At 49.1% G+C, this 22695-nt stretch carries 19 protein-coding genes; 17 read left to right on the top strand and 2 right to left on the bottom strand.

Going from position 1 to position 22695, the window contains the following annotated elements; translation table 11 throughout:
* Positions 1 to 7 precede the first annotated feature (7 nt).
* From BGO59_RS07195 to BGO59_RS07170, 6 genes are all read left to right on the top strand, one after another.
* Positions 8 to 694, top strand: coding sequence for a hypothetical protein (locus BGO59_RS07195; protein WP_293682670.1), 687 nt, complete (start codon positions 8 to 10; stop codon positions 692 to 694).
* A gap of 4 nt (positions 695 to 698) precedes the next feature.
* Positions 699 to 1259 (top strand): YceI family protein, encoded by a 561-nt coding sequence (locus BGO59_RS07190; RefSeq protein ID WP_293682668.1) that lies wholly within the window; start codon positions 699 to 701, stop codon positions 1257 to 1259.
* Between the two features lie 74 nt (positions 1260 to 1333).
* On the top strand, positions 1334 to 2827 hold the full coding sequence (locus BGO59_RS07185) for a serine hydrolase (protein ID WP_293682666.1): 1494 nt from the start codon (positions 1334 to 1336) through the stop codon (positions 2825 to 2827).
* A 158-nt stretch (positions 2828 to 2985) separates the two neighbouring features.
* A complete protein-coding gene (locus tag BGO59_RS07180; RefSeq protein ID WP_293682664.1) occupies positions 2986 to 4059 on the top strand; it encodes an MFS transporter in 1074 nt (357 codons plus the stop codon).
* 357 nt (positions 4060 to 4416) lie between these two features.
* A complete protein-coding gene (locus BGO59_RS07175) occupies positions 4417 to 4593 on the top strand; it encodes a hypothetical protein (protein WP_293682662.1) in 177 nt (58 codons plus the stop codon).
* Positions 4590 to 5237 carry a hypothetical protein gene (locus tag BGO59_RS07170; protein ID WP_293682660.1) on the top strand — a complete coding sequence of 216 codons (648 nt, stop codon included), beginning with the start codon at positions 4590 to 4592 and terminating at the stop codon, positions 5235 to 5237. The genes BGO59_RS07175 and BGO59_RS07170 overlap by 4 nt, the downstream gene beginning before the upstream one ends.
* A 215-nt stretch (positions 5238 to 5452) precedes the next feature.
* Here BGO59_RS07170 and BGO59_RS07165 read toward each other — a convergent pair whose 3' ends face one another.
* A complete protein-coding gene (locus BGO59_RS07165; RefSeq protein WP_293682658.1) occupies positions 5453 to 6760 on the bottom strand; it encodes a TCR/Tet family MFS transporter in 1308 nt (435 codons plus the stop codon).
* A 111-nt stretch (positions 6761 to 6871) separates the two neighbouring features.
* Positions 6872 to 7993: a DNA polymerase III subunit beta gene (gene dnaN, locus BGO59_RS07160; RefSeq protein ID WP_293682656.1), complete on the bottom strand. Its 1122-nt coding sequence runs from the start codon at positions 7991 to 7993 to the stop codon at positions 6872 to 6874.
* A 192-nt stretch (positions 7994 to 8185) separates the two neighbouring features.
* Here dnaN and BGO59_RS07155 point away from each other — a divergent pair, with 192 nt between their 5' ends.
* From BGO59_RS07155 to BGO59_RS07105, 11 genes are all read left to right on the top strand, one after another.
* Positions 8186 to 8698, top strand: coding sequence for a DUF2480 family protein (locus tag BGO59_RS07155; protein ID WP_293682654.1), 513 nt, complete (start codon positions 8186 to 8188; stop codon positions 8696 to 8698).
* 161 nt (positions 8699 to 8859) lie between these two features.
* Complete coding sequence (locus BGO59_RS07150) at positions 8860 to 9759, top strand: ABC transporter ATP-binding protein (protein WP_293682652.1); 900 nt, start codon at positions 8860 to 8862, stop codon at positions 9757 to 9759.
* A gap of 94 nt (positions 9760 to 9853) precedes the next feature.
* The gene (locus tag BGO59_RS07145; RefSeq protein WP_293682650.1) at positions 9854 to 10213 is read left to right on the top strand and encodes a four helix bundle protein; all 360 of its coding nucleotides are present in this window, start codon (positions 9854 to 9856) and stop codon (positions 10211 to 10213) included.
* A 73-nt stretch (positions 10214 to 10286) separates the two neighbouring features.
* Complete coding sequence (locus BGO59_RS07140; RefSeq protein WP_293682648.1) at positions 10287 to 13934, top strand: M1 family aminopeptidase; 3648 nt, start codon at positions 10287 to 10289, stop codon at positions 13932 to 13934.
* Between the two features lie 80 nt (positions 13935 to 14014).
* A complete protein-coding gene (locus BGO59_RS07135; RefSeq protein ID WP_293683131.1) occupies positions 14015 to 14926 on the top strand; it encodes a c-type cytochrome in 912 nt (303 codons plus the stop codon).
* A 22-nt stretch (positions 14927 to 14948) separates the two neighbouring features.
* The gene (locus BGO59_RS07130) at positions 14949 to 15407 is read left to right on the top strand and encodes a DsrE family protein (protein ID WP_293682646.1); all 459 of its coding nucleotides are present in this window, start codon (positions 14949 to 14951) and stop codon (positions 15405 to 15407) included.
* A 111-nt stretch (positions 15408 to 15518) separates the two neighbouring features.
* Positions 15519 to 16565: an ATP/GTP-binding protein gene (locus BGO59_RS07125; RefSeq protein ID WP_293682644.1), complete on the top strand. Its 1047-nt coding sequence runs from the start codon at positions 15519 to 15521 to the stop codon at positions 16563 to 16565.
* Position 16566: 1 nt separating this feature from the next.
* Positions 16567 to 17202 (top strand): DUF3226 domain-containing protein, encoded by a 636-nt coding sequence (locus tag BGO59_RS07120; RefSeq protein WP_293682642.1) that lies wholly within the window; start codon positions 16567 to 16569, stop codon positions 17200 to 17202.
* Between the two features lie 88 nt (positions 17203 to 17290).
* The gene (locus BGO59_RS07115) at positions 17291 to 17884 is read left to right on the top strand and encodes a sigma-70 family RNA polymerase sigma factor (RefSeq protein ID WP_293682640.1); all 594 of its coding nucleotides are present in this window, start codon (positions 17291 to 17293) and stop codon (positions 17882 to 17884) included.
* 122 nt (positions 17885 to 18006) lie between these two features.
* Entirely contained in the window at positions 18007 to 19110 is a 1104-nt protein-coding gene (locus tag BGO59_RS07110; RefSeq protein ID WP_293682638.1) for a FecR family protein, read from the top strand.
* A gap of 75 nt (positions 19111 to 19185) precedes the next feature.
* Positions 19186 to 22653 carry a TonB-dependent receptor gene (locus BGO59_RS07105; RefSeq protein WP_293682636.1) on the top strand — a complete coding sequence of 1156 codons (3468 nt, stop codon included), beginning with the start codon at positions 19186 to 19188 and terminating at the stop codon, positions 22651 to 22653.
* The last annotated feature ends 42 nt before the right edge of the window (positions 22654 to 22695 follow it).

Here is a 22695-nt window from a genome sequence, read left to right as displayed (position 1 = left end):
GTACTAGATGAAATTTATTTGTTTTGCCTTACTGGTATGGGTTGGGCTGGGTACGCTACAGGCTCAGGATACAACCGCCGTACGTCGGGATACAACCATTACACCCAGTCAGACGCCGGATAATTCGGCGTCTGACCTTCTGGCTGGTCTGGCTGACTCGACCGAAAAACAGGAGTTACTGCCCCATAAGATGATTTTTACCCAGCGAATTTTCTGGGGACCAAAGGGCTTGCTGCGAACTATGAATGTGGCCCCGCTTACCTCGGAAGGGCGTATTCATGAGTTGAAAGTGCGACGGACCATGCTGGTGGCTCACCAGATTGGCGGTTTTCTGACCTTGGCGGGTTTCGTTACGCAGGGTATATTAGGAGCGAAGCTGTATAATGCCAAAGGGCAGGATTACGTCGATACAAAGAAGTGGCACGAACGGACCGCCACGTTTATTAACATTTCCTACGGAACAACCCTGGCCTTGTCTCTAACTGCTCCACCGCCCATTGTAGGCCCCAAGCGTGGCTTTACTACCATCAAGTTGCACCGATACCTGGCTATTGTGCATTTGGCAGGTATGATTACCACCAATATTCTGGCAGGTATGATTGAGGATAATTCGTCGCTCAAACCGTATCACCGGGCCGCTGCCTATACCACCTTTGGCGCTTACGCAGCTTCGATTCTGGCCTTAAAATTCTAAGATCATGAAAAACTATTCGATTGCAAATGGCTGCCTGGTAGCCATCATGGTTCTTTGTGCCTTTACAGCTCCCCTGGCAAAACGAAAAATAATGGCCGATAAAGCGGCTTCGACTGTTACGTATGCGGCCAAACACCCGCTTCATAGCTGGGAGGGCGTTAGCCATGATGTGAATTGTGCCATTATCTACAATGACGATACAAAACAGCCTGAAACCGTAGCTGTTTCCATCAAAGTTGCCTCCTTCGACAGCGATAATAATAATCGGGACTCTCACGCTGTAGAAGCGATGGAAGGCATCAAATACCCGAATGTAACCTTTACCAGTTCAGATATTAAAGCAGGCGATAATGGGGCACTTACAGCAAAGGGAACGCTAACGTTTCATGGGGTATCTAAGCCTGTCACACTGAACGCCACCCGCAAAGACAATGGGAATAAGATGACTCTGACGGGTGAGTTCCCGGTGAATATGACTGATCACAACATTGAGCGTCCCTCGTTGATGGGGCTAAAGACCGAAGATGCTATGATGCTCCGGTTTACTATTGTATTTAGTTTATGAATAGGTTGTAAATGGCATGATTTACAGGGAAGTATTCTGTATATTATGCCATTTACAACCTATGCATAAGCTACATGAAACTATCCACTCTCGGTTTGCTCGTATTGAGCACCGTTTCGCTGTGGGCGCAAAAGCCCATTTCTTCCAGACAACTTCAGGATTTTGATACCTATGTAGAGGCCGCCCGCAGGCAATGGCAGGTGCCGGGTATGGCCATAACGGTCGTTAAAGACAATAAGGTAATTTTTAAGAAAGGGTACGGCGTTCGGGAGCTGGGCAAACCAGAGCCTGTGGATATACAAACCTTATTTGCCTGTGCCTCAACCACCAAGGCAATGACCGTTACGTTGCTGGGCATATTGGTCGATGAGGGTAAACTCGCCTGGAGTGATCCCGTCAGCAAATACCTGCCCGAACTCCAGCTATACGACCCTTACGTAACCCACGAACTGAGGGTACGGGATTTGCTCATTCATGATACCGGTATCGGGAGTACCGATTTCATGACGGGTGCTATGACTATTCCGGCCAATGAGATGTTTCTGCGAATGCGGTTGGTGAAACCCAGCTATTCGTTTCGCGCAGGATTTGCCTATCAGAATACGTTTTACTCAGCCGCCGGGCGAATTATTGAGCGGATTGCCGGAAAAACCTGGGCTGAGTTTCTGAAAGAGCGTGTGTTCAATCCCCTCGGTATGGTCCGCACGGCCCCCAAACGCAGTTATATCAAAGACGATAATCAGACCCGACCGCACTACGCCATCAACGATACGATTCGGGTTATTGACTACGGAGCAGATAGTGAAATTGGTTCGGCAGGTGCCGTCTGGTCGTCGGCTGATGACATCAGTAAGTGGGTTATCTGTATGCTGGACAGCAGCAAATACCGAGGTGGCCGTCTGTTAAAGCCTGAAACCTGGACCGAAATGTTCACCCCGCAAACGTTCTTCCCCGAGGACGAATACCCAACTATGTCGGTCCTGAAACCCAACTGGCGGACGTATGGACTGGGCTGGTATCAGCATGATTATAAAGGGCATAAAGTCAATTTTCATACGGGAAGTCTGGCGGGGCTGACAGCCATTACTGGACAGCTACCCGACGAAAAGTTAGGGGTCTATATTTTTGGGAACTTGGACCATGCCGAAGTGCGCCATGCGTTGATGTACAAAACATTCGACTGGTTTGCTTTGGGGGGTAATCGGGACTGGAGTGCGGAATTGAAAACAGTATATGATGGGCTGAAAAAGAAGCGAAAGCAGGCGATCAATGAGTTCTACGAAGACCGGATAAGGAATACATCACCTGTTTTACCCCTGGCATCGTACGCCGGAACCTACAGCAGTCCATTGTATGGGAAGGCCGTGGTGAATGTACAGGGTGATGGATTAGCCGTCAATATCAACGATAACAATCTGCAGGCAAATCTGGCCCATTGGCAGTACGATACCTTTTATGGACCTTATCAGAAAGCCTGGTATGGAAAGGCGCAGGCCCGGTTTCTGTTCGATAAAATGGGAAAGGTGGATAAACTGCTGATCGACGGGCTTGAGTTTACTAAAGAGTAGCCATTCTGGGTTTGCTTTCGACCGTCCAGGTAATCAAATAAGATAGTACTGCCTTCAAGTATAGGTTTTCCTTCAGTAAAATATAGGTTTTCCCGGATTGAAAATGGGGTGCTTATGCTTGATCTTTGTCCTGTTCAATTGTTTGATTGACAGGCACTATGCGTAAATTAAGTGGTTCGCCAGCAAGAGCTGACCGTTATCAGCCTACGGTGCTGGCACTGGGTATGGGGCATGGGTTTTCGGACGCAGCAGCTGGTTATCTGGTAGGCGGTTTTTCGGCCAATACCTCGTTTACCGACTTAGGTGTTGCCATCATGCTCTACAACCTGCTGGCTTTTGGCGGGCAGTTGCCTGCCGGAATCTGGCTCGACCGCGTTGGGCACTACCGGGAGGCCGCCATCATCTCTCTGCTGAGTATGGCAGGGGCATTGGTCTTGTTGGGCAACGATCTAATCTGGCCTGCCGTAGTACTGGCCGGACTAAGCTCAGCTATCTACCATGTAGCGGGTGGGGCTATCACCCTAAGAAGCTTTCCAGAGAAATCACGGTTTGTAGGCATTTTCTCCGCCTTTGGCGTACTGGGTCTGGCACTAGGTGGCTGGTCAGGCACGATGCATTGGGCTGGCGTTAGTTATCTTCTGATATGCGGATTACTCATACTTGCCCTGATCGTCGGCAACGTTAAACTACCCCTGAGTCGACCACAACTGGTAGTTCCAGAAAAGCCTCAACTGGATCGTCATGACTATCTGATGATCTTACTGCTGACAGCGATTGCGATGCGGTCGGCAGTGTGGAATATGATTCAGTTGCTTTACGCGCATCAATACGACTGGCTCCTGTATATCGCGCTGGCGGCAATGGCGGGTAAGTTGATCGGTGGTTGGCTGACCGACCGGATTCCCTGGAAACCGTATACGCTTGTGGCACTGGGTATTGCTATACCGGCCCTCGGCTGGGGGTATCGCCGATTGTTCTGGCTAATGCTTGGAACAGGGCTGTTACAATCGTTGACACCTGTCAGTGTAGTAGCGCTCCAGCGGCTTTTCCCAAATACACCGGCTACCGTGAGTGGGGCTACGTTCGGACTGGCTATTGCGCTGGGTGGGCTAATCTCATCTATTTCGCTGGGTTCTTATTTTTCGCTATTTACCCAGTTGCTTCTGTTGGGTATTCTGGCCTGGTGCCTTTACTATTCGTTCTGGTCGGCCGACCGCCACCAACTAACCTAGCCTTATAACTGACTTTTATAAGTGTTGTTAACCGAAGTATAGCCCCATCGCATCATGAAAATATGGCCTCTGCTCTTGCTTTTTACCAATGGCGTTTTGCCCGCTTTTGCGGATGAAATTCCTCATAAAGGGCCGCCCCATCATTCTTCACCACTAACAAGCACATTAGTTATTGGTGTCTTTGCTGTGGTAATACTACTAATTGTTCAGCGCGTTCGTAAGCGGAGAGATAGATGATTGATTCGTTGTAACGCGGGTGGAAACCCGCGCTATTCAGTCGAATGTCGCGGGTTTCCACCCGCGTTACAGTAAGCATAACACGTGGTAAATAATCCTGCCAATAAGCCCTATACAACTATGACAAAACTCATCCTCGCCTTGCTGTTGCTCGGCTCCTTTTCGCAGGTATTTGCTGACATTGTTAACAGCGAGCCGACAGGGTATCCTGTAGTGGACTATACGCTGGTGATCGGCGTAGTGGCAGTAGTCGTTCTGTTGATTGTGCGTCGGGTTCGTAAACGCAAACAACTATGATCGTTTCGTATACACGCAAGCGATCACGCATGAACCTCTGGCGATTAGTTCTGCCTGGCTTGTTTTTTGCGAGCTCTGTTCCAAGCCTTCGGGCCGATATAATTCCTACAGGGCAACGACGGGTTGAGGCTTATTTTCGGCTGGCTAATGTCAATCAGTATCCGAATTATGTATTCCTGGCATACGCTCAGGATCGATTCGGCGATAGTTATTCCATACTGGATGAAAAGCATGTTGGCCTAAATAAACAAAGCCACACCACTATTTTTGCCATCCCCAAAACAGATTTTAACGTCGGCGATATTCAGGCAAATCCGGCGAAAAGCCCTAATGGAGATAATCACCAGTATGGGCATTATTTTACGGCCAACCCTAAGCTTATCAGAGCGGATGCCGATATATACCCACACGATTTTATTGCGGAGCCCGATTCAGCAGTAAGTGTAGAAGATGTGTGGACAATTAAAACCCTAACATCTGACACACTTATTATATCCTCAGATAATGAGGTATATACCTACGCTAGCGGACGAGAAGATATCCGTCGGGAAGAAACGATGACTCAATTGGGTTGGCTGGTGCCCGGTATATTCGCGGTAGGCGCACTATTGGCTGTTCTGTATTTCTGGAAGCGAAAACAATAATGTGGATTTACCTGGTCAAAACGTGGCTAATTGAAATTCCGCTATTGTTCCTGTTTATCCGAAAGCGGGATACACCCCTGAACATTTTCTGGCTGGGTTTACTGATCAGTGGATCGACCTGGCCATTTCTAGTCTATTACTGGTCAAGGTTTGGCGGGAATATTTACCTGCTCGAAGGGGTGGTATCGTTGGTAGAAAGCTTTTGGGTGCGCTCGTTATGGAAGACCTCCTGGCGTTATAGTCTGCTGGTCGGCTTCACGTGCAATATCGTCAGCTTCGGGCTTGGCTGGCTGGGTTGGATTTGATTCAGTAATCATGTTCCGCTTGAAGCCACGGCGGGCCAGGAACGCGCTGATAATGACCAGTAAAGAGCCTAAAAAGTATGGCGCGCCAGGCAGATAAATAGGTGCTTTGGGCGAAGTGAAATACGAAAACAGGTTGGTCATAATCAGCGGTCCGAAAATCGACGTCGTGCTGGTCAGACTGGTTAACGCGCCCTGTAACTCGCCCTGCTCATTGGCCGGAACCTGTGTAGAAATAATGCCCTGAACTGACGGCCCTGCAATGCCGCCCATCGCATAAACGGCCATAAACGCGAACATCATCCAGCTTTGTGTGGCTAAGGCAAACAGCAGAAAACCAATGGCGCTGAACATCAGCCCGACGTATACCGAGCGCTCTTGACCCAGTTTGGGGATAATGATTCGGGTAAGGCCACCCTGCACAATGGCAAATGAGAGACCAATAGCCGCTAATGATAGACCGACTGTTTTTTCGTCCCACTTGAATTTCTCCATCGTATAGAACGTCCACGTACCCTGTACGGCAAAACCGGCTATATAGATCAAAACCAGCGATGCAACAAGTCCTAGAATCACCGGGTACTTACCTAGCTGCATCAGTGAGCCTACGGGGTTGGCTCGCTTCCAGTCGAACGGACGGCGGTGGGCTTCGTCAAGCGATTCGGGCAGGATGAACAGGCCATATAGGAAATTAATCATGGTAAGGCCAGCCGCTACAAAAAAGGGCACGCGTGGACCGTATTGTCCTAAAAAGCCACCAACCGCTGGGCCGAGAATGAAACCCACTCCAAAGGCTGCCCCTACCAGACCGAAGTTCTGCGCCCGCTTTTCTGGAGGACTCACATCGGCTATGTAAGCTGTAGCGGTTGTAAAGCTTGCTCCTGTAATACCAGCCAGAACCCGCCCTACAAACAACCAGCCAATGCTGGGTGCAAATCCCTGGAGCACATAATCTAAGCCAAAACCGAGCAGTGAAAACAGCAGGACTGGCCGACGGCCATAGCGGTCGCTCAATCCACCCAGAATAGGGGAAAACAGGAACTGCATGGCTGCGTAGGAAAACGTCAACCATCCCCCCCAGCTTGCCGCCTGACTGATGTTACCATGAATAAGCTGCTCAATCAGTTTCGGGAAAACGGGAATGATAATCCCCAGACCCGTCACATCGATCAGCAACGTGATAAAAATAAAAATCAGTGCAGGTGCGGTGCGCTTTTTCATGAGGGTATAAAGGAGTTAGGAGCGAGGAGCGAGAAGTGAGAATCCATCCGGCAGCAATCTTTTGCGTCCGCCATTCTCACTTCTCGCTCCTCGCTCCTAACTCCTTAAAAATTAAGCGTATGTATTCAACATCACGGGCATTACCAGCATCAGGATGTCTTCATTCTCTTCTTTGTCGGCTGGAATCAGCAGACCGGCGCGGTTCGGGGCCGACATCTCCAGCGAAATCATTTTCGCACTGAGGTTGCTCAGTACTTCCGACAGCAGTTTGGCATTGAAGCCAATTTCCATCGGATCGCCATCGTACTCGCAAAGGAGTTTTTCGTTCGCTTCGTTGGAATAGTCCAGGTCTTCGGCCGAAATGGTTAGTGAGTTTGCCTTTAGTGATAGCCGAATCTGGTGCGTAGTCCGGTTAGCGTAGATCATAATCCGCTTGAGCGAGTTCAGCAAGTCAGTCCGACCGATGGTCATCACATTCGGATTGTTGGTCGGGATAGCGTTTTCGTAATCCGGGAACCGCTCGTCGATCAGGCGGCAGATTAATTTAGTCGGGCCAAACGTAAAGGCCGCATTCGACTGGCTAAATTCAGCTGTCAAGGGTGTGTTCTCCGGCAACGAAGCTTTCAGCAGTTGCAGGGCTTTACGCGGAATAATAATCGACGTACTGCCCGACGCACTGAGGTCGGTCCGGCGGTAGCGAATGAGCCGGTGGCCATCGGTAGCTACGAACGTAGCATTTTCGCTGGTGAGTTGTAACAGCACCCCGGTCATGGCCGGGCGAAGGTCGTCGGTACTGGTCGCGAAAACCGTGTTATTGATAGCCCCCAGCAAGACATCCGAAGGCATGTCGACCGACATGTTTTTGTTGACTGTCGGCAGTTTGGGGAAGTCAATCGGATTCTCGCCCGACAGTTTATAGCGGCCGTTATCGGTCAGAATTTCGGTACCAAACGTATCTGTATCTATATTGATCGTAACCGGCTGTTCGGGCAGGCTACGGAGGGTATCAAGCAATAATTTGGCTGGAATCGCAATCGCTCCATTCTCGCTCGATTCAACCGGAATCTGAGTCGTCATGGTCGTTTGCAGATCCGAAGCGGTTACCGTAAGCGTCCCATCCTCAATGCGAAACAGGAAGTTTTCGAGGATTGGAACGATAGGATTGGTGGCCACGACGCCGTTAATATGCTGAAGGTTTTTTAGCAGGACAGACGAGGAAACTATAAATTTCATAGGCCAGGTATCTTAGTCAGTTTCTAGTTGATATATAAAAGCAAAAGTACGAAAAAAGCCGACAGCCTGTGTATGTTTTATCAGAACCTTTCAGGGCTAAATTGCCGTTGTAATGGATAATGTATAATGGGCAATGGATAATGTCTGTAGCTCCCATGTTCATTATACATTATCCATTATTCATTGAAAACGATGGAAGCTGAAATCGTTAATAGAGTTGCCAATAGCGGGCTAATCACGCTCGATCTGGAGGATTATTATCACCCTGGTGAACGGGTTGTCTACGACCTGAAAGATAATCTGTTCATGGGCCTAATCCTGAAAGAGAAAGATTTTCGCGCCTTTCTGAAAGAGCACGACTGGAGCCAGTACGCGGGTAAAAACGTGGCCATCACCTGCACTGAAGATGCGATCATACCCACTTGGGCGTATATGCTGCTAACACTACAATTACAGCCATATGCCCATGCTATTGTTTTCGGGAGTTTGACTGATCTGGAAGAAAAACTGTACTTCGATGCCATCGCGCGGATTAATCCTGAAGAATATCGGGATGTGCGGGTGGTGGTAAAAGGCTGCTCGAAAGTGCCGGTTCCTACAGCCGCTTATGTTGAACTGACCCGCGTGCTGCGCCCGGTCGTTCAGAGCCTGTTGTTTGGCGAACCGTGCAGCACCGTCCCCCTCTACAAACGCCCGAAGGGGTAGGTATAGTCCTCTAAATGGATGGCGCTTCAAGTGATTGAAGCGCTTTTTTTATGCCTTTCAAATCAAATTAGTACCGTCGGCAAAAGTTTGGGTTTGATATTCACAGACTTTCAACATATTTGCTCCTATTCCCTTCAACCAAATAGTCTTCTGCTTCCTATATGCAACTCGAAATTAAAGACCTAACCAAGACCTATTCCAACGGCGTTCGGGCGCTGAAAGGTGTTTCGCTGACCATTCCACAGGGTATGTTTGGTTTATTAGGCCCTAATGGGGCCGGTAAGTCATCGCTCATGCGAACGATTGCAACCTTACAGGAAGCCGACGGCGGAAGCGCTCGTTTGACTGGACTGCCCGAAGGAGACTTGGATATACTAACCCAGAAAGACGCTGTTCGGCGACTGCTGGGCTACTTGCCGCAGGAGTTCGGGGTTTATCCGCGCGTAACGGCCGAGGCCATGCTCGACCATATTGCTACGCTGAAAGGAATTGCCAACAGCAAAGAGCGAAAAGAGATTGTACAAGGCCTGCTTCAGAAAGTGAATTTGTATGAGGTGCGGAAGAAAAATCTGGGAACGTATTCGGGTGGGATGAAACAGCGCTTTGGCATTGCCCAGGCCCTGATCGGTAGCCCCCGCCTGATTATTGTCGATGAACCAACTGCCGGTCTTGACCCGGCCGAACGCAACCGGTTTCATAACCTGCTGTCGGAAATTGGTGAAAATACCATTGTCATTCTGTCGACGCACATTGTGGAAGATGTGACCAATCTCTGTTCCGACATGGCGATCATTTGTCTGGGCGAAGTCGTGGCTACGGGCAATCCGAACGATCTGGTGACTCAGTTGAATGGCAAGGTATGGCAGAAATCCGTTGAGAAGTCGGAAATCGATACCTATCGCCAAACGCATCAAATTATCTCCACACAATTGAAAGGTGGCAAAACAAGGCTACATGCGTACAGTGAAGTTCCCCTTGACGGGTTCACCCCCGTAACCCCCGACCTGGAGGACGTGTACTTTACGAAAATCACGGAGAAAATGGGGGTGATGAGTGTGTAAAAGAAGTGAGGAGCGAGGAGTTAGAAGTGAGGAGGTTCGGGCCACGTACGTTGACGCATATAAATCAAATACCCACCTTGTAAACATCTTTCAAATGGAGAAAACACGACATTTTAAGGAACTCATTGTCTGGCAAAAAGCTCATCAATTTGTCTTGAAAATCTATAAGCTGACCAAACATTTTCCGAAGGAAGAATTGTTCGGGCTGACTTCCCAGTTGCGACGAAGTGCTGTTTCAGTTCCTGGAAATATTGCAGAAGGTTATCGAAAACGGACGATACCCGATAAAGCCAAGTTTCTTAACACGGCACAGGGGTCATTAGATGAATCACATTATTATCTGATTTTGGCTCATGATTTAGAATACGCTGATACAGCCGATTTGCAAGCTGATTTAGAAGAAATAGCGCGTTTGCTTAACGCCTATTATACCGCAGTTAATAGCCAACGTTAGTAGCATGGGTACGTGAGCCTATGTAGCCCACCTCCTCACTTCTAGCTCCTAACTCCTAACTCCTTGAAACCCCATGTTCTCTGAAATTTTCCGCTTTGAACTCGCGTACCGGCTTAAACGGCCTGCCACTTACCTCTACGCCCTGATTCTGTTTCTGTTTACCTTTTTGTTTGTTATTTATGGGAGTGGACCGGCATCGGAGAAAACGAATGTCAATTCACCCTACGCCATCAGTCAGTTTGTGGTGGTAATGACTATTTTCGGGATGCTGGTAGCCTCAGCGGTGATGGGTGTGCCAGTCTATCGCGACATTGAACACAATACCAAAAATTACTTCTTCAGTTTCCCAATCACCGAGCGAGGCTACATCCTGGGCCGGTATTTCGGGTCGTTTGTCGTACTGTTGGGTATTATGGCGGTGGGGATGCTCGGCATCGTTATTGGCTCATTGCTGGGGCCGGTGTTTAATCTGGCTGACAATACCGAGCGGTTCGGACCCATTCGGTTTCGCGATTATGCCTATCCGTTTCTGCTGTTTGTGTTGCCCAATATGTTTCTGGTCGGCAGCATTTTCTTTGCATTAGTCGCTTTTTCACAGCAGGTGTTTACGACCTATGCGGGGAGTATTTTGCTGTTCATTGCGTATCTGCTCGGTACCACGCTCTCGCAGGATCTGGAAAACAAACACCTTGTCAACCTGCTCGATCCGTTCGGCTCGTTTGCTTATGACAATGCCACCAAATACTGGTCGCCAGTGGAGCAGAATACGCTGGTACCACCGCTCGAAGGCGATTTACTGACTAATCGCCTAATCTGGTTGGGCGTAGCACTGCTGGTGTTTTTGCTAACGGTGTTTCGGTTTAGTTTCGCGCGGTTTCTGGCCGTCAAACTGGGCAAAAAAGCCAAAGGAGAAGCTTCTACAGAGAAAGCACCTTCGCTGGCAAGTCTGCCAACGCCAACGCCTGTTTTTCAGGTCAGTACCTACATTGGGCAGATGGTTAAACAGGCCCGGATCGAGTTTAGCAACATCATCCGCGACCCGTATTTCATTGCCATTCTGCTCGGGGCGGTGCTGTTCCTGTTTCTGGATGGCTGGTTTGGCGTACAAACCTATGGTACGCCCTCCTTGCCAACTACCTATACCATGCTCGAAGCCCGGAACGGTACATTCTTCTTCTTCGTGCTGATTGTCATTATTTTCTACACGGGCGAGGTAGTTCACCGCGATAAAGTGGTCCATTACGATACCATTGCTGATGCCCTGCCCGTGCCCGACTGGATGAATTACGGGGCCAAGCTGTTGGCTATGACCTACATCTGTCTGCTGCTCTGTACACTCATCATTGTATCGGGCGTATTGGACCAGACGGTGAAGGGTTATTTCAACTACGAATTTCCGCTCTACTTCCGCGATGCGTATGGCATTGCCTTCACGCAGTATTTTCAGTTGGTGATGCTGGCCTTTTTCGTGCATACGATGGTCAACCAGAAGTTTGTGGGGCATATTGCTACCCTGGCTACGTACATTGTTATCTGGGCCGTACCGCAGTTTGCCGAGTTCAGTTACAAATTGGCGCTGCCCTTTTCGGGCGGTGGGGTCCAGCTCTCCGACATGAACGGATTTGGGCATTACCTGTCTTCGCTGGCATCGTTTCGGGTATACTGGTATGCCTTTGGCGGCATTCTGCTGGTGCTGGCCCTATGGTTCTGGAATCGGGGAGCCGATACGGGTTTCAAGTCGCGTTGGCAACTGGCCCGGCAGCGAATGGGCAAATTATCGATAGCACTGGTGGCGTTGTTGGTACTCGCCTTTGTGAGTATGGGCGCCTGGATTTATACCAACGTAAGTGTAAAAAACCGCTACTATTCGGCCGACGAGCAACGGGAACAACAGGCCGACTATGAGAAGAAATACCACAAATATGCGAACGTACTACAGCCGAAAATTACCAGCGTCAAACTAGCGGTCGATGTATTCCCCGATGAGTTTAAGGCGGTAGCAACCGGACAGTTCTCGATTGTGAATAAAGGTGATCAACCCATCGATTCGCTTCATCTGACCATTTCGCCTGATAATTTTCATCGGAAGCTCACGAAGTTTACCATCGATGGGCAGGCTCCGAAGCTGATTCTGAACGATACGGATTTTGGCTATTACATCTACAAGCTTCCGAAACCAATGAATCCGGGCGATACGGCACGGATGGAGATGGACGTGACTGGGCAATATACCGGGTTTCCGAACAGTGGTGATCAGCGTGAAGTGGTTTCTAATGGTACGTTCTTCAACGTGGGCATTTTTCCCGGTTTTGGGTACAATGTCGATGGTGAGCTGAGTAGTGACAAGTACCGGAAGAAGTACGGTTTACCTGTGAAAGAATGGACGGTTCCGGCTCAAAATGATCCGCGTGGCCTGCGCGATTTTCTATTCACCGACGATGCGGACTGGGTAACGTTTGAAGGCACTATTTCAACTACCCCCGACCAAACGGCTATTATGCCGGGCGAGTTGCTCAAGACCTGGACCGCCAATGGGCCTAATGGCAAACCCCGCAAGTATTTTCAGTACAAACTCCCTAGTTTCTCCGATTATTTCTTCAGCATGTGTTCAGCGAAGTACGCCGTAAAACGTGATTCGTGGACGGGGCCTGATGGCAAAAAGGTGGCGCTGGAAATTTACCATCATCCCGGCCATGACCGTAACCTCGACCGATTTATGGCCAGTATGAAAGCGTCGCTGAGTTATTACACCAAAAACTACGCGCCTTACCCATATCCGGTGCTGCGGGTGCTGGAGTTTCCGCGCTATGCTGCTTTTGCCCAGTCGTTTCCGACCACAGTGCCGTATTCTGAAGAGTTTGGCTGGGTGGGCGATTTCCGGGATGCCGACAAAACGGATTACGCGTATTACGTGACCGCGCACGAGGTTGCACACCAGTGGTGGGGGCACCAGATTATGCCCAGCCGGACACGGGGAGCCAACCAGATTTCGGAAACGATGGCTGAATATTCAGCGCTGATGGTTCTTAAGGAACGCTATGGTGTCGATGCCATGCCCAAGTTTTTGAAATATAGCCTGGATCGGTATTTGGGTGGTCGGGCGTTTGAGGATAAGTTTGAAGCCAATATGCTTGATAATGACACTCGTTCGTACGTCTGGTATCAGAAAGGGTCGATGCTGATGTATGCCTTGCAGGACTACATTGGCGAAGCCCGCGTCAATCAGGCCATGAACGACTACATGAAGGCAGCCCGGTTCCGGCAGGAAGCCCCATTCACCACCTCGCTCGAATGGTACAGTTTTCTGAAAGCCGCCACCCCCGATTCGCTGAAACCCTGGCTGGCCGATAACTTTGAGAAGCTGACGCTTTACGACAACCGGATCACCAAGGCCGAAGCAAAACCCATCGGGAAAGACCAATACCGTATTAAATTGAATGTACGCTCGGCAACAGAGTATTACGACAAATCGGGTAAGGAAATCAGCAAAGGCAAGGGGCCGGTTCTGGTCGACATTGCGGTTCTGACCAGCGACAGCAAAAACAAAGATGGTCTGACGATCAAAGTACCGCTTTACATGAAGAAGCACAGCCTCACACCCGGTGAGCATGTCATCGAGGTGACTGTAAAAGGTAAGCCGGTTAAAGCCGGAATCGATCCGTACAATAAGCTGATCGACCGCGTTGCCGACGATAATCTGGTAAACGTAGATATGCCGTAATGAAATTTACACGCCAGGTTGCTGGTTGAATTGTTTATTCCTCATAAACCATGAACTACTCCGTCTTTAGACATCGCCGGATGTACTGGCTTTTGGGCTTATGCATTTGCGTTGCTGGGTTGGTGGCTTTAGTGCCACCTTCCTACTGGCAGCCACCCGCCGATAGTCGGATACCTGCGGGTGCTAAAGGACAGCAAATTCGCTACGGTCGGGAATTGATTGCCCATACGGCCAAATACCTGGGTCCGAAAGGAAGCGTGAAGCAACTCTCGAATGGCATGAATTGCCAGAACTGCCATCTCGAAGCCGGAACTAAAGTATTGGGAAACAACTATTCGGCTGTGTACTCAACCTACCCAAAGTTTCGGGATCGTTCGGGAGCAGTAGAGTCGATTATCAAGCGCGTATCGGACTGTTTTGAGCGGAGTCTGGCGGGAAAAGCGCCTGATAGCAGCAGTAAGGAAATGAAAGCGATTGTGGCCTACATGCAATGGCTGGGAACGGATGTGCCGAAAGGGCAAAGACCCGAAGGAGTTGGCCTGGCAAAACTAGCCTATCTGAACCGGGCGGCCGACTCCACAAAAGGTCGGGCAGTGTATATGGCCAAATGTCAGGTTTGCCACGGAGCGAAAGGCGAAGGCATCCGGGCGGCTGGTGCGTCGGAGTATGTGTATCCGCCTTTATGGGGGCCGAAAAGCTACAACGATGGCGCAGGACTTTACCGACTGTCGAGCTTTGCGGGTTACGTAAAGAACAACATGCCGTTTGGGGCTACCTACGCCAGTCCGCAGCTAACCGACGAAGAAGCCTGGGATGTAGCGGCCTTTGTCAACTCCATGCCGCGTCCGCATAAAGACCAAAGCAACGACTGGCCCAATATCGCCACCAAACCGATTGACTTTCCTACGGGCCCGTATGCCGATGGCTTTAGTGAACAGCAGCATAAGTTTGGACCTTACCAACCCATTGCAGATGCGCGAAAACCGAAGTAGTTTTACTGTAAACAAACTGATCATGAAAAAACATATCTACTTACTGCTGGTAGCCTTTCTGGGAATGGTTGTATCGCTAAGGGCCCAGTCGAGCGAGACGGGTACATTCCACGGAGCCCAGCCTACCAAGTCCCGTTACAAAGCTATTTATCAGCTCAATACGGCCGATACGGCCACCATCCGGCATGCGCTGGCCAGCATCCAGAACGCGCTGAATGATCCCCGACTGAAAGGCAAACTGGATGTTGAACTGGTTGTATATGGTGGGGCCAACATCGTGTACCGGAAAGACAAGCCTTATTTCCAGAGTGATATTGAAAACCTGCACAAGCAGGGCGTCATTATGGCCATGTGCGAAAACACCATGCGGATGCGGAAAATCAGCAAGGATGAGTTATTCCCGATTGTGAGTTATGTACCCAGCGCCAACGGTGAACTCATCATCCGCGAACAGGAAGGCTGGACCATCATTCGACCTTGATTCAACTAAGCCGTTTTGACGAAACAGCCCGCTATCAACGAACTGGTGGCGGGCTGTTTGTGTAATAGCAATATTACCCCGTATTTTGAAATATAACTTTTTTGCGAACCTATGTTACGCTCGCTCGAAATCCGCAATTACCGCAACCTCCGCCACCTGACGATTGAAAAGTTAGGCCGAGTGAACTTGTTGGTCGGGAAAAATAATACCGGAAAAACGTCGGTGCTGGAAGCGGTTTACTTGTGGGCGAACCGTGGACGATATGAGCTAGTTTATAATATTCTCAGGCTACGTGGAGGCTTATTTGATTCTTCGGATGACCGTTATCAGTACAATAAGAATAGCTTATCTTCTCTTTTTCTCGATCAGAAAATTAAGCCCACCGATGAGGGAGATATTATAATAAATGATTCTGATGGTACAGAGCTACGTATGGGCTTCGAAATTATGAATGTAAGTGACCCTGAGGCCCCCGAGTTGCTTTTTTTTAAAATAGAACATACTGATTTTAAAAGACCAGTTAATGTGCTTATACATCAACCAATTAATCCTGCTGATCCAAGTTTTCCTCCCTTTGAGTGGCCTAAAAATATCAGGAATCAATTTGTAAATGCTAATGGATTTAGTTCGGTTGAAAATGGGGAGCTTTATGATAATGTCGTCACAACCGATGCTGAAGATTATATTATAAAAGCACTTAAAATAGTCAATCAAGATGTAACACGAATTGCGTTTAGGACAGATTCTTTGACTAAAAAAAGATATGCAGTTGTAAGGCTGAATGACAACTATCCTCAGCCATTGCAGTCAATGGGCGATGGTATCAACCGGATTCTTACAATTATTTTAGCAATGGTCAATTGCGAAAACGGCTACCTATTCATTGATGAATTTGAAAATGGCTTACATTATTCTGTTCAGGAAAAATTATGGGAGGTTATATTTTATCTCGCTGAACGGCTCAATATTCAGGTATTTGCCACAACGCATAGTAATGACGCAATTCGCTCTTTTACATCTGTATTAGCTAAGCAGGAAAAGCCTGATGAAGCGGGCAAAGCCATTCGTTTACAGCTTCACAACGGTGATGTTCGAGCCATAGATTACTCACCAGAGGAATTGGAAACAGCCGTAGAATATAACATCGAAGTGCGTTGACATGAAAGTAAGAGAGAAATTCAACGCCAAACTGTTAGTTGAGGGAAATGATGATCAACACGTAGTATGGGCCATTTGTGAAAAATACAATATCCCTGAAACTTTCGATGTGATTGATTGCGAAGGTATTAGTCGGATTTTAGAACGACTGCCCCTTGATCTAAAGCAGGAAAGTATTAAAGCCATTGGCGTGGTATTGGATGCTGACCAGGATTTGCAAAAACGTTGGAGAAATTTATCAGGAATTTTATCGTCATTCGGTTATGCAATCCCTGATCAACCTAGCCCAGAAGGCTTCACGCATTTGCCACATGATATTTACCCAACTATCGGTATCTGGCTTATGCCCGATAATTTGCAATCAGGCATGCTCGAAGATTTTATTCGCTTGCTAATTCGACCGAATGATCTGCTGAGTCCATTTGTAGAACAAGCCCTTGTTCAACTTGAAACCCAGCCAATTGATAGTCGGTACAGTGAAATTCATCGGGCTAAAGCCTATATCCATACTTGGCTAGCTTGGCAAAAAGACCCCGGCACGCCCATGGGGTTAGCAGTAACGAAAACCTATCTCGATCATAATACGGAACTCTGCCAGCTTTTTGTCAATTGGTTAAATCGCCTGTTCAATCCGTAGTGAACGTCTGTGTGCACTTCTGATCTGGCAACACAAGTAGGGTAGATTCCCAAATACTTTTCTTCTAATAAAGAGGGTTACTCTGCGTATGAAGGCTGAACAAATCGATGATGCACTCCTGTGGCAACGCTTCCGATCGGGCGATTCGGTGGCGTTCGACCAGCTTGTTCAGGCCTATTATCCGATTTTGTTCCGGTATGGTATCCGTTTCGACCCCGACGAGGAGTACATAAAAGACTGTATCCAGGATGTTTTCGTAGAGCTATGGCAGCGTCGGCAAACAGTCCGCGAAACGGGGTTCGTTAAATTTTACCTGCTGAAATCGTTACGACGACGCATTTTTCGGGGAAAAGCGAAATGGGGCACCAATTGGGAGTCGATTCAGGAGAATTATCTGTTTGAGGTTGAGTTTTCTATAGAGAACCAGCTCATTACGCAGGAGATCGCCCACGATCAGGTCCGGCAGTTGGAAACATTGCTCAATCAGCTCTCCAAACGGCAGAAAGAAGTCATCTTCCTTAAATTTTATCAGGGCCTCACGCATGAACAAATTGCCGAAGTGATGGTCCTGAATCGGCAGTCGGTCTACAATATTCTCCACGAAGCACTTCAGAAACTGCGCAATGCCTGGCAGGGTGATATGGCTTTTTCGGTGGCTTTATTGTCGCTTCTGGTTCGGTAAACCTGTTCGGTCGACTTTTTTCATCGGTTAAATTTTTTTGCAAAAAATGCAGTTTCTTCCAGTAGGATCGGTAGGGCGACTGCATGTTGGAGGTATAGGGCTAGTTTTTAGCTTATTCCTTCATGAAAAACTACCAGGATTACCAGATCGAGGATTTGCTGCTGGACGAGTCGTTCAACCGATGGGCCAGTAACCAAAGTTTGCCCGACGAACAGCTCTTCTGGCAACAATGGCTGGATCAGTACCCTGAAAAACGCGATATAGCCGAGCAGGCCAAAGTAATTATTGGTGGCCTGAGTGTGAAACCGTATCGGGATATTTCGGAGTCGGACGTACAGCAGCAACTTCAACAGATACAGTTCCGAACGCATAAACAACCTTCCGTATGGGTAGTGGCGAACCGCTCACTGGGCTGGTGGACCAGGGCTGCCGCTGTATTGGTTCTGGTACTCGGTATCGGCTGGACTGTCTGGTCGGTTCGACAGTCGGCCAGGCCAGCTACCTACGCAGAATTAGTCAATGCGTCGTCGACAAAACTGATTGAGAAAGTCAATACAACGAATACGCCTTTGGTGGTTGGGTTACCCGATGGGAGCCGGGTTACTCTGCAACCCGCCAGCCGGATCAGTTTCAGCAATCAATTTCAGGGAACGAAACGCGAAGTTTACCTAACCGGCGAGGCCTTTTTCGACGTTCACAAAAATCCGGCAAAACCTTTTTATGTGTATGCCAATGAGTTGGTAACCAAAGTGCTGGGTACCAGCTTTACCGTCAGGTCCTATGAAAGTCAGGCGAATGCGCAGGTGGTGGTACGCACTGGGCGCGTATCGGTTTTTGCCCGGAAAGACTGGCAACGCGCGGAGAAAGAAGCCAACAGCGATATTCCCGGCGTAGTGCTCACACCTAATCAGCAAGTCGTTTTCAGCCGACTGGAAGGGCATTTCCGACGGACCATTATTCCCAACCCAGCCATTATTGATTCCCGCTTTAGCCGTAATGTCTTCGTATACGACGACACGCCGGTTGCGCAGGCCTTTACCCAGCTTGAGGAAGCCTACGGGGTCGATATTGTTTTCGATGAGCAACTACTTAAACAGTGTACACTGACGGCCAAATTCCAGGACGAGCCCCTGCTGGAAAAACTGAATCTAATCTGTCAAACCATAAAAGCTTCTTACCAAATCGTTGATGCCCAAATCGTCATTAGCGCTCAAGGCTGCTATTGACCCTTCATTATCCCCCTTTACTCAATTTACTGTATGGAAAAGAATAGATGTCTACGAACTCTTGCCTTGTTTCTCATGAAAACTTCGCTCGTGCAAGGCTGTTTACTCATACTTTTTGCCGGTATGACGTATGCTACGACCGTCGATGCACAGTCACCACTAGATCGCCAGATTAGCCTGCAACTGACGGATGTGACCGTAAAAAATCTCCTCAAAACGATTGAGCGCGAAGCCGATGTCGAGTTTATGTACAGCGACCGGATTATTCAGTCGCGCCGGAAAGTATCGCTCAATGTAACCAATGAACGGCTAGCTACAGTGCTCGATAAACTGCTGCGCCCGCTGCAAATCAGTTATCAGTTGGCCGGAAAACGGATTCTGTTGAATGCGTCGGCTCCCGAAATGCTCTTACCCCTCCGAATGATTCAAACACCCGTGAGCGTTGCCGCCGACCGTACCGTTACGGGCTCGGTTACCGACGAAACGGGCGCTGGGATTCCGGGTGTAAGCGTCATCGTGAAAGGCACTCAGCGTGGTACCACGACCGATGTGCAGGGCGCCTACCGCCTGAATGTACCCGATGGCGGATCACCCATACTGGTATTCAGCTTTGTTGGTTATCAGACGAAGGAAGTTCCCCTGGGCAACAACAGCCAATTGTCGGTTCAGCTTCAAACGGACGATAAGACTCTGAGCGAAGTAGTTGTAGTAGGATACGGTACGCAAAAGCGGGAAGCCGTTACGGCGGCCATTGCGTCAGTGCCTATGTCGGAAGTGAAAGATATGCCTGTATCGAATGCGGCTACGGCTTTACAGGGTAAAATTGCCGGGGTTATCGTTCAGCAGAACAACGGTACACCAGGTAGTACCCCCGCCATCAAGGTCCGAGGGTTTGGCTCGATCAGCGCGGGTAATTCACCGCTAATTGTGGTCGATGGCAACATTGTCGATGCCAATATATTCGGGCTGCTGAACACAAGCGACATCGAAAGTATCGATGTGCTGAAGGATGCCTCTTCGGCGGCTATTTATGGATCTAAAGGCTCGAATGGGGTCATTCTGGTAACCACCAAACGTGGGAAAAACGGAAAGACCAATGTGAATCTGGATGTATATACCGGCTTTCAGCAGATAACCAAAAAACTTGACCTGCTCAACTCCCAGCAGTTTGTCGAGTTTGGTAAAGAGGCTTCCAATACGGCTTATCTGGATAACGTTCCCGGTGCTAAAATTACTGACCCCAACAGTGTCCGACCGAGTTCGTATCTACGGTATCGCTACCCACGGGGTGAACTGTACGATTGGTTCAATTTCGATGACCCAGCCAAGGTGGCTAATATGCCCTATTACGATTATCAGGACATGATCTTCCGCAAGGCCGCCATTAGCAATTACCAGCTTTCGGTTTCGGGTGGTACCGATAAAGCTCGTTATCTGGTCAGTGGAGGCTATCTCAAGCAGGATGGTATTATTAAAGGCTCAAGCCTGGATCGGTACACTGTACGGGCCAATGTCGATGTGAACATCACTCCCCAGCTTCGGGTCGGTCTGAACCTTAATCCATCGTTCAAGAATCAGCAGGAAGTACAGTCTGATGGGCACTGGGCCAATAACGGTATTATCAATGCGGCTCTGTCGGCCATGCCGATGGCTCCCATTTATGCAGCCGATGGCGTAACCTATTCGTCGCAAACCGAACTGGCGGCACCCTATAATTATCCCGGTATTACCAATCCGATTGCCAATATTACCGAATATCACAGCAACTATCAGCAGATCAATCTGTTAGGTAACTCGTATCTGGAATATAACTTCCTGAAGGATTTTAAATACCGGGCAACAGGTAACCTTAACTTCGCAGGCTACCGTCGTAATTCGTACCAGACCTCCCGGATGCCGCTCAATCAGTTGCTGCCACCAAATGCAGCGAAAGGGACGGCTACATCTGAGCAGGGGATTAGCTGGCTGTTCAACCAGACGCTGACCTACACCAAAACGTTGAATGAGGTGCATAATCTGGATGTGCTGGTGGGTATGGAAGCGACCCGTTTTCAGTATCAGTACAGTTCCGGCACGGGCAGCTCATACGCCAACGATGTGGTCGAAACGCTGAACGCCAGCGCCAATGGTACTACATCGACCATTACCTCTAGCCGCCGGGATAATGCCTCTACATCGTATTTCGCCCGGGTTAATTACAATTACAAAAGCAAGTACCTTTTGAATGTGTCGGTTCGTCGGGATGGGTCGTCGATCTTTGGGCCAGAGAATCGTTGGGGTACGTTCCCGGCGGCTTCGTTGGGCTGGCGATTTAGCGAGGAGAATTTCATGAAAGGTATTCCCAGCCTGTCGGAAGCCAAGCTCCGGGTAAGTTACGGCCTCTCTGGTAACAATGCGTTCCAATCGGGTGGTAGTCCTGATTATTACCCCTATGCCGCCACGTTGCGGTCGGACAATTACAGCTTTAATAACAACCTGGCGAATGGTTTAGCTCCTGGCACGTTAGGTAATGCCAATCTAGGTTGGGAAAAGAATCAACAATTTGATGCCGGTATTGATCTGGGTCTGTTCAACAACCGCATCTACCTGATTGTGGATTATTACAACCGGATTACCAAAGACCTGCTGCTGTCGGTCAACGTCCCTTCACTGACTGGGTTTACATCGGCTGTGAAGAACATTGGTAAAATGGAGAACAAAGGCTGGGAGTTTTCGATCAATACACGCAACATGACCGGGGCCTTTGTCTGGAATACCAGTGCCAACCTGTCGCTGAACCGCAACAAAGTGCTGGCACTTGGACCCACGGGCGATCCGATCCGAAGCAACAGTGGTGTGAACGAAACCAACATCACCCAGATTGGCTCGCCTATTGGTAGTTTCTATGGCTATAAGCAGATTGGTATTTTCAAGAATCAGGCTGATCTGGATAGCTACCCGCACGATGCCACCGCCCGACCCGGCGACGTGAAGTACGAGGATGTGAATGGCGATGGAAAAATCACGGCCGACGACCGGACCATCATCGGTAACAACCAGCCGAAGTTTATCTATGGAATGACCAATTCGTTTAGCTATAAAGGCTTTGACTTGAGCATTGCTATACAGGGAACACAGGGTGGACAGATTCTGAACTTAAGTCGTCGCTTTTTCGAGAACCTGGAAGGAAACGCGAACCAGATCACCACCGTGCTGACACGCTGGCGGTCGGAGAGTGACCCCGGCGATGGAGTAACCCCCCGCGCTAACGCCCGGACAACAGGGAACAACAATGCCGTTTCGTCGCGCTGGGTGGAGGATGGCTCGTACCTGCGGATTCAGAACCTGAGCCTGGGTTATCAACTGCCGAAGGCGTTACTGAACAAAGCAAAAATTCAGCAGGCCCGTATCTATCTGTCAGCGCAGAACCTGCATACCTGGACCAAGTACCTGAACTACAACCCGGAGGTTAGCAACTACGAAGGTCCGCTGACGGGTGGTGTCGATTACGGCTACTATCCACTGGCCAAGACGTTTACAGTAGGTCTGAACTTAGGATTTTGATGGAACGCGTTGGCGCTTAAGAGCCTCATCGGTAAACCCTAA

This window comes from Spirosoma sp. 48-14 (assembly GCF_001898575.1).
Lineage (GTDB): Bacteria > Bacteroidota > Bacteroidia > Cytophagales > Spirosomataceae > Spirosoma.
This window is presented reverse-complemented; position numbering and strand designations above follow the sequence as displayed.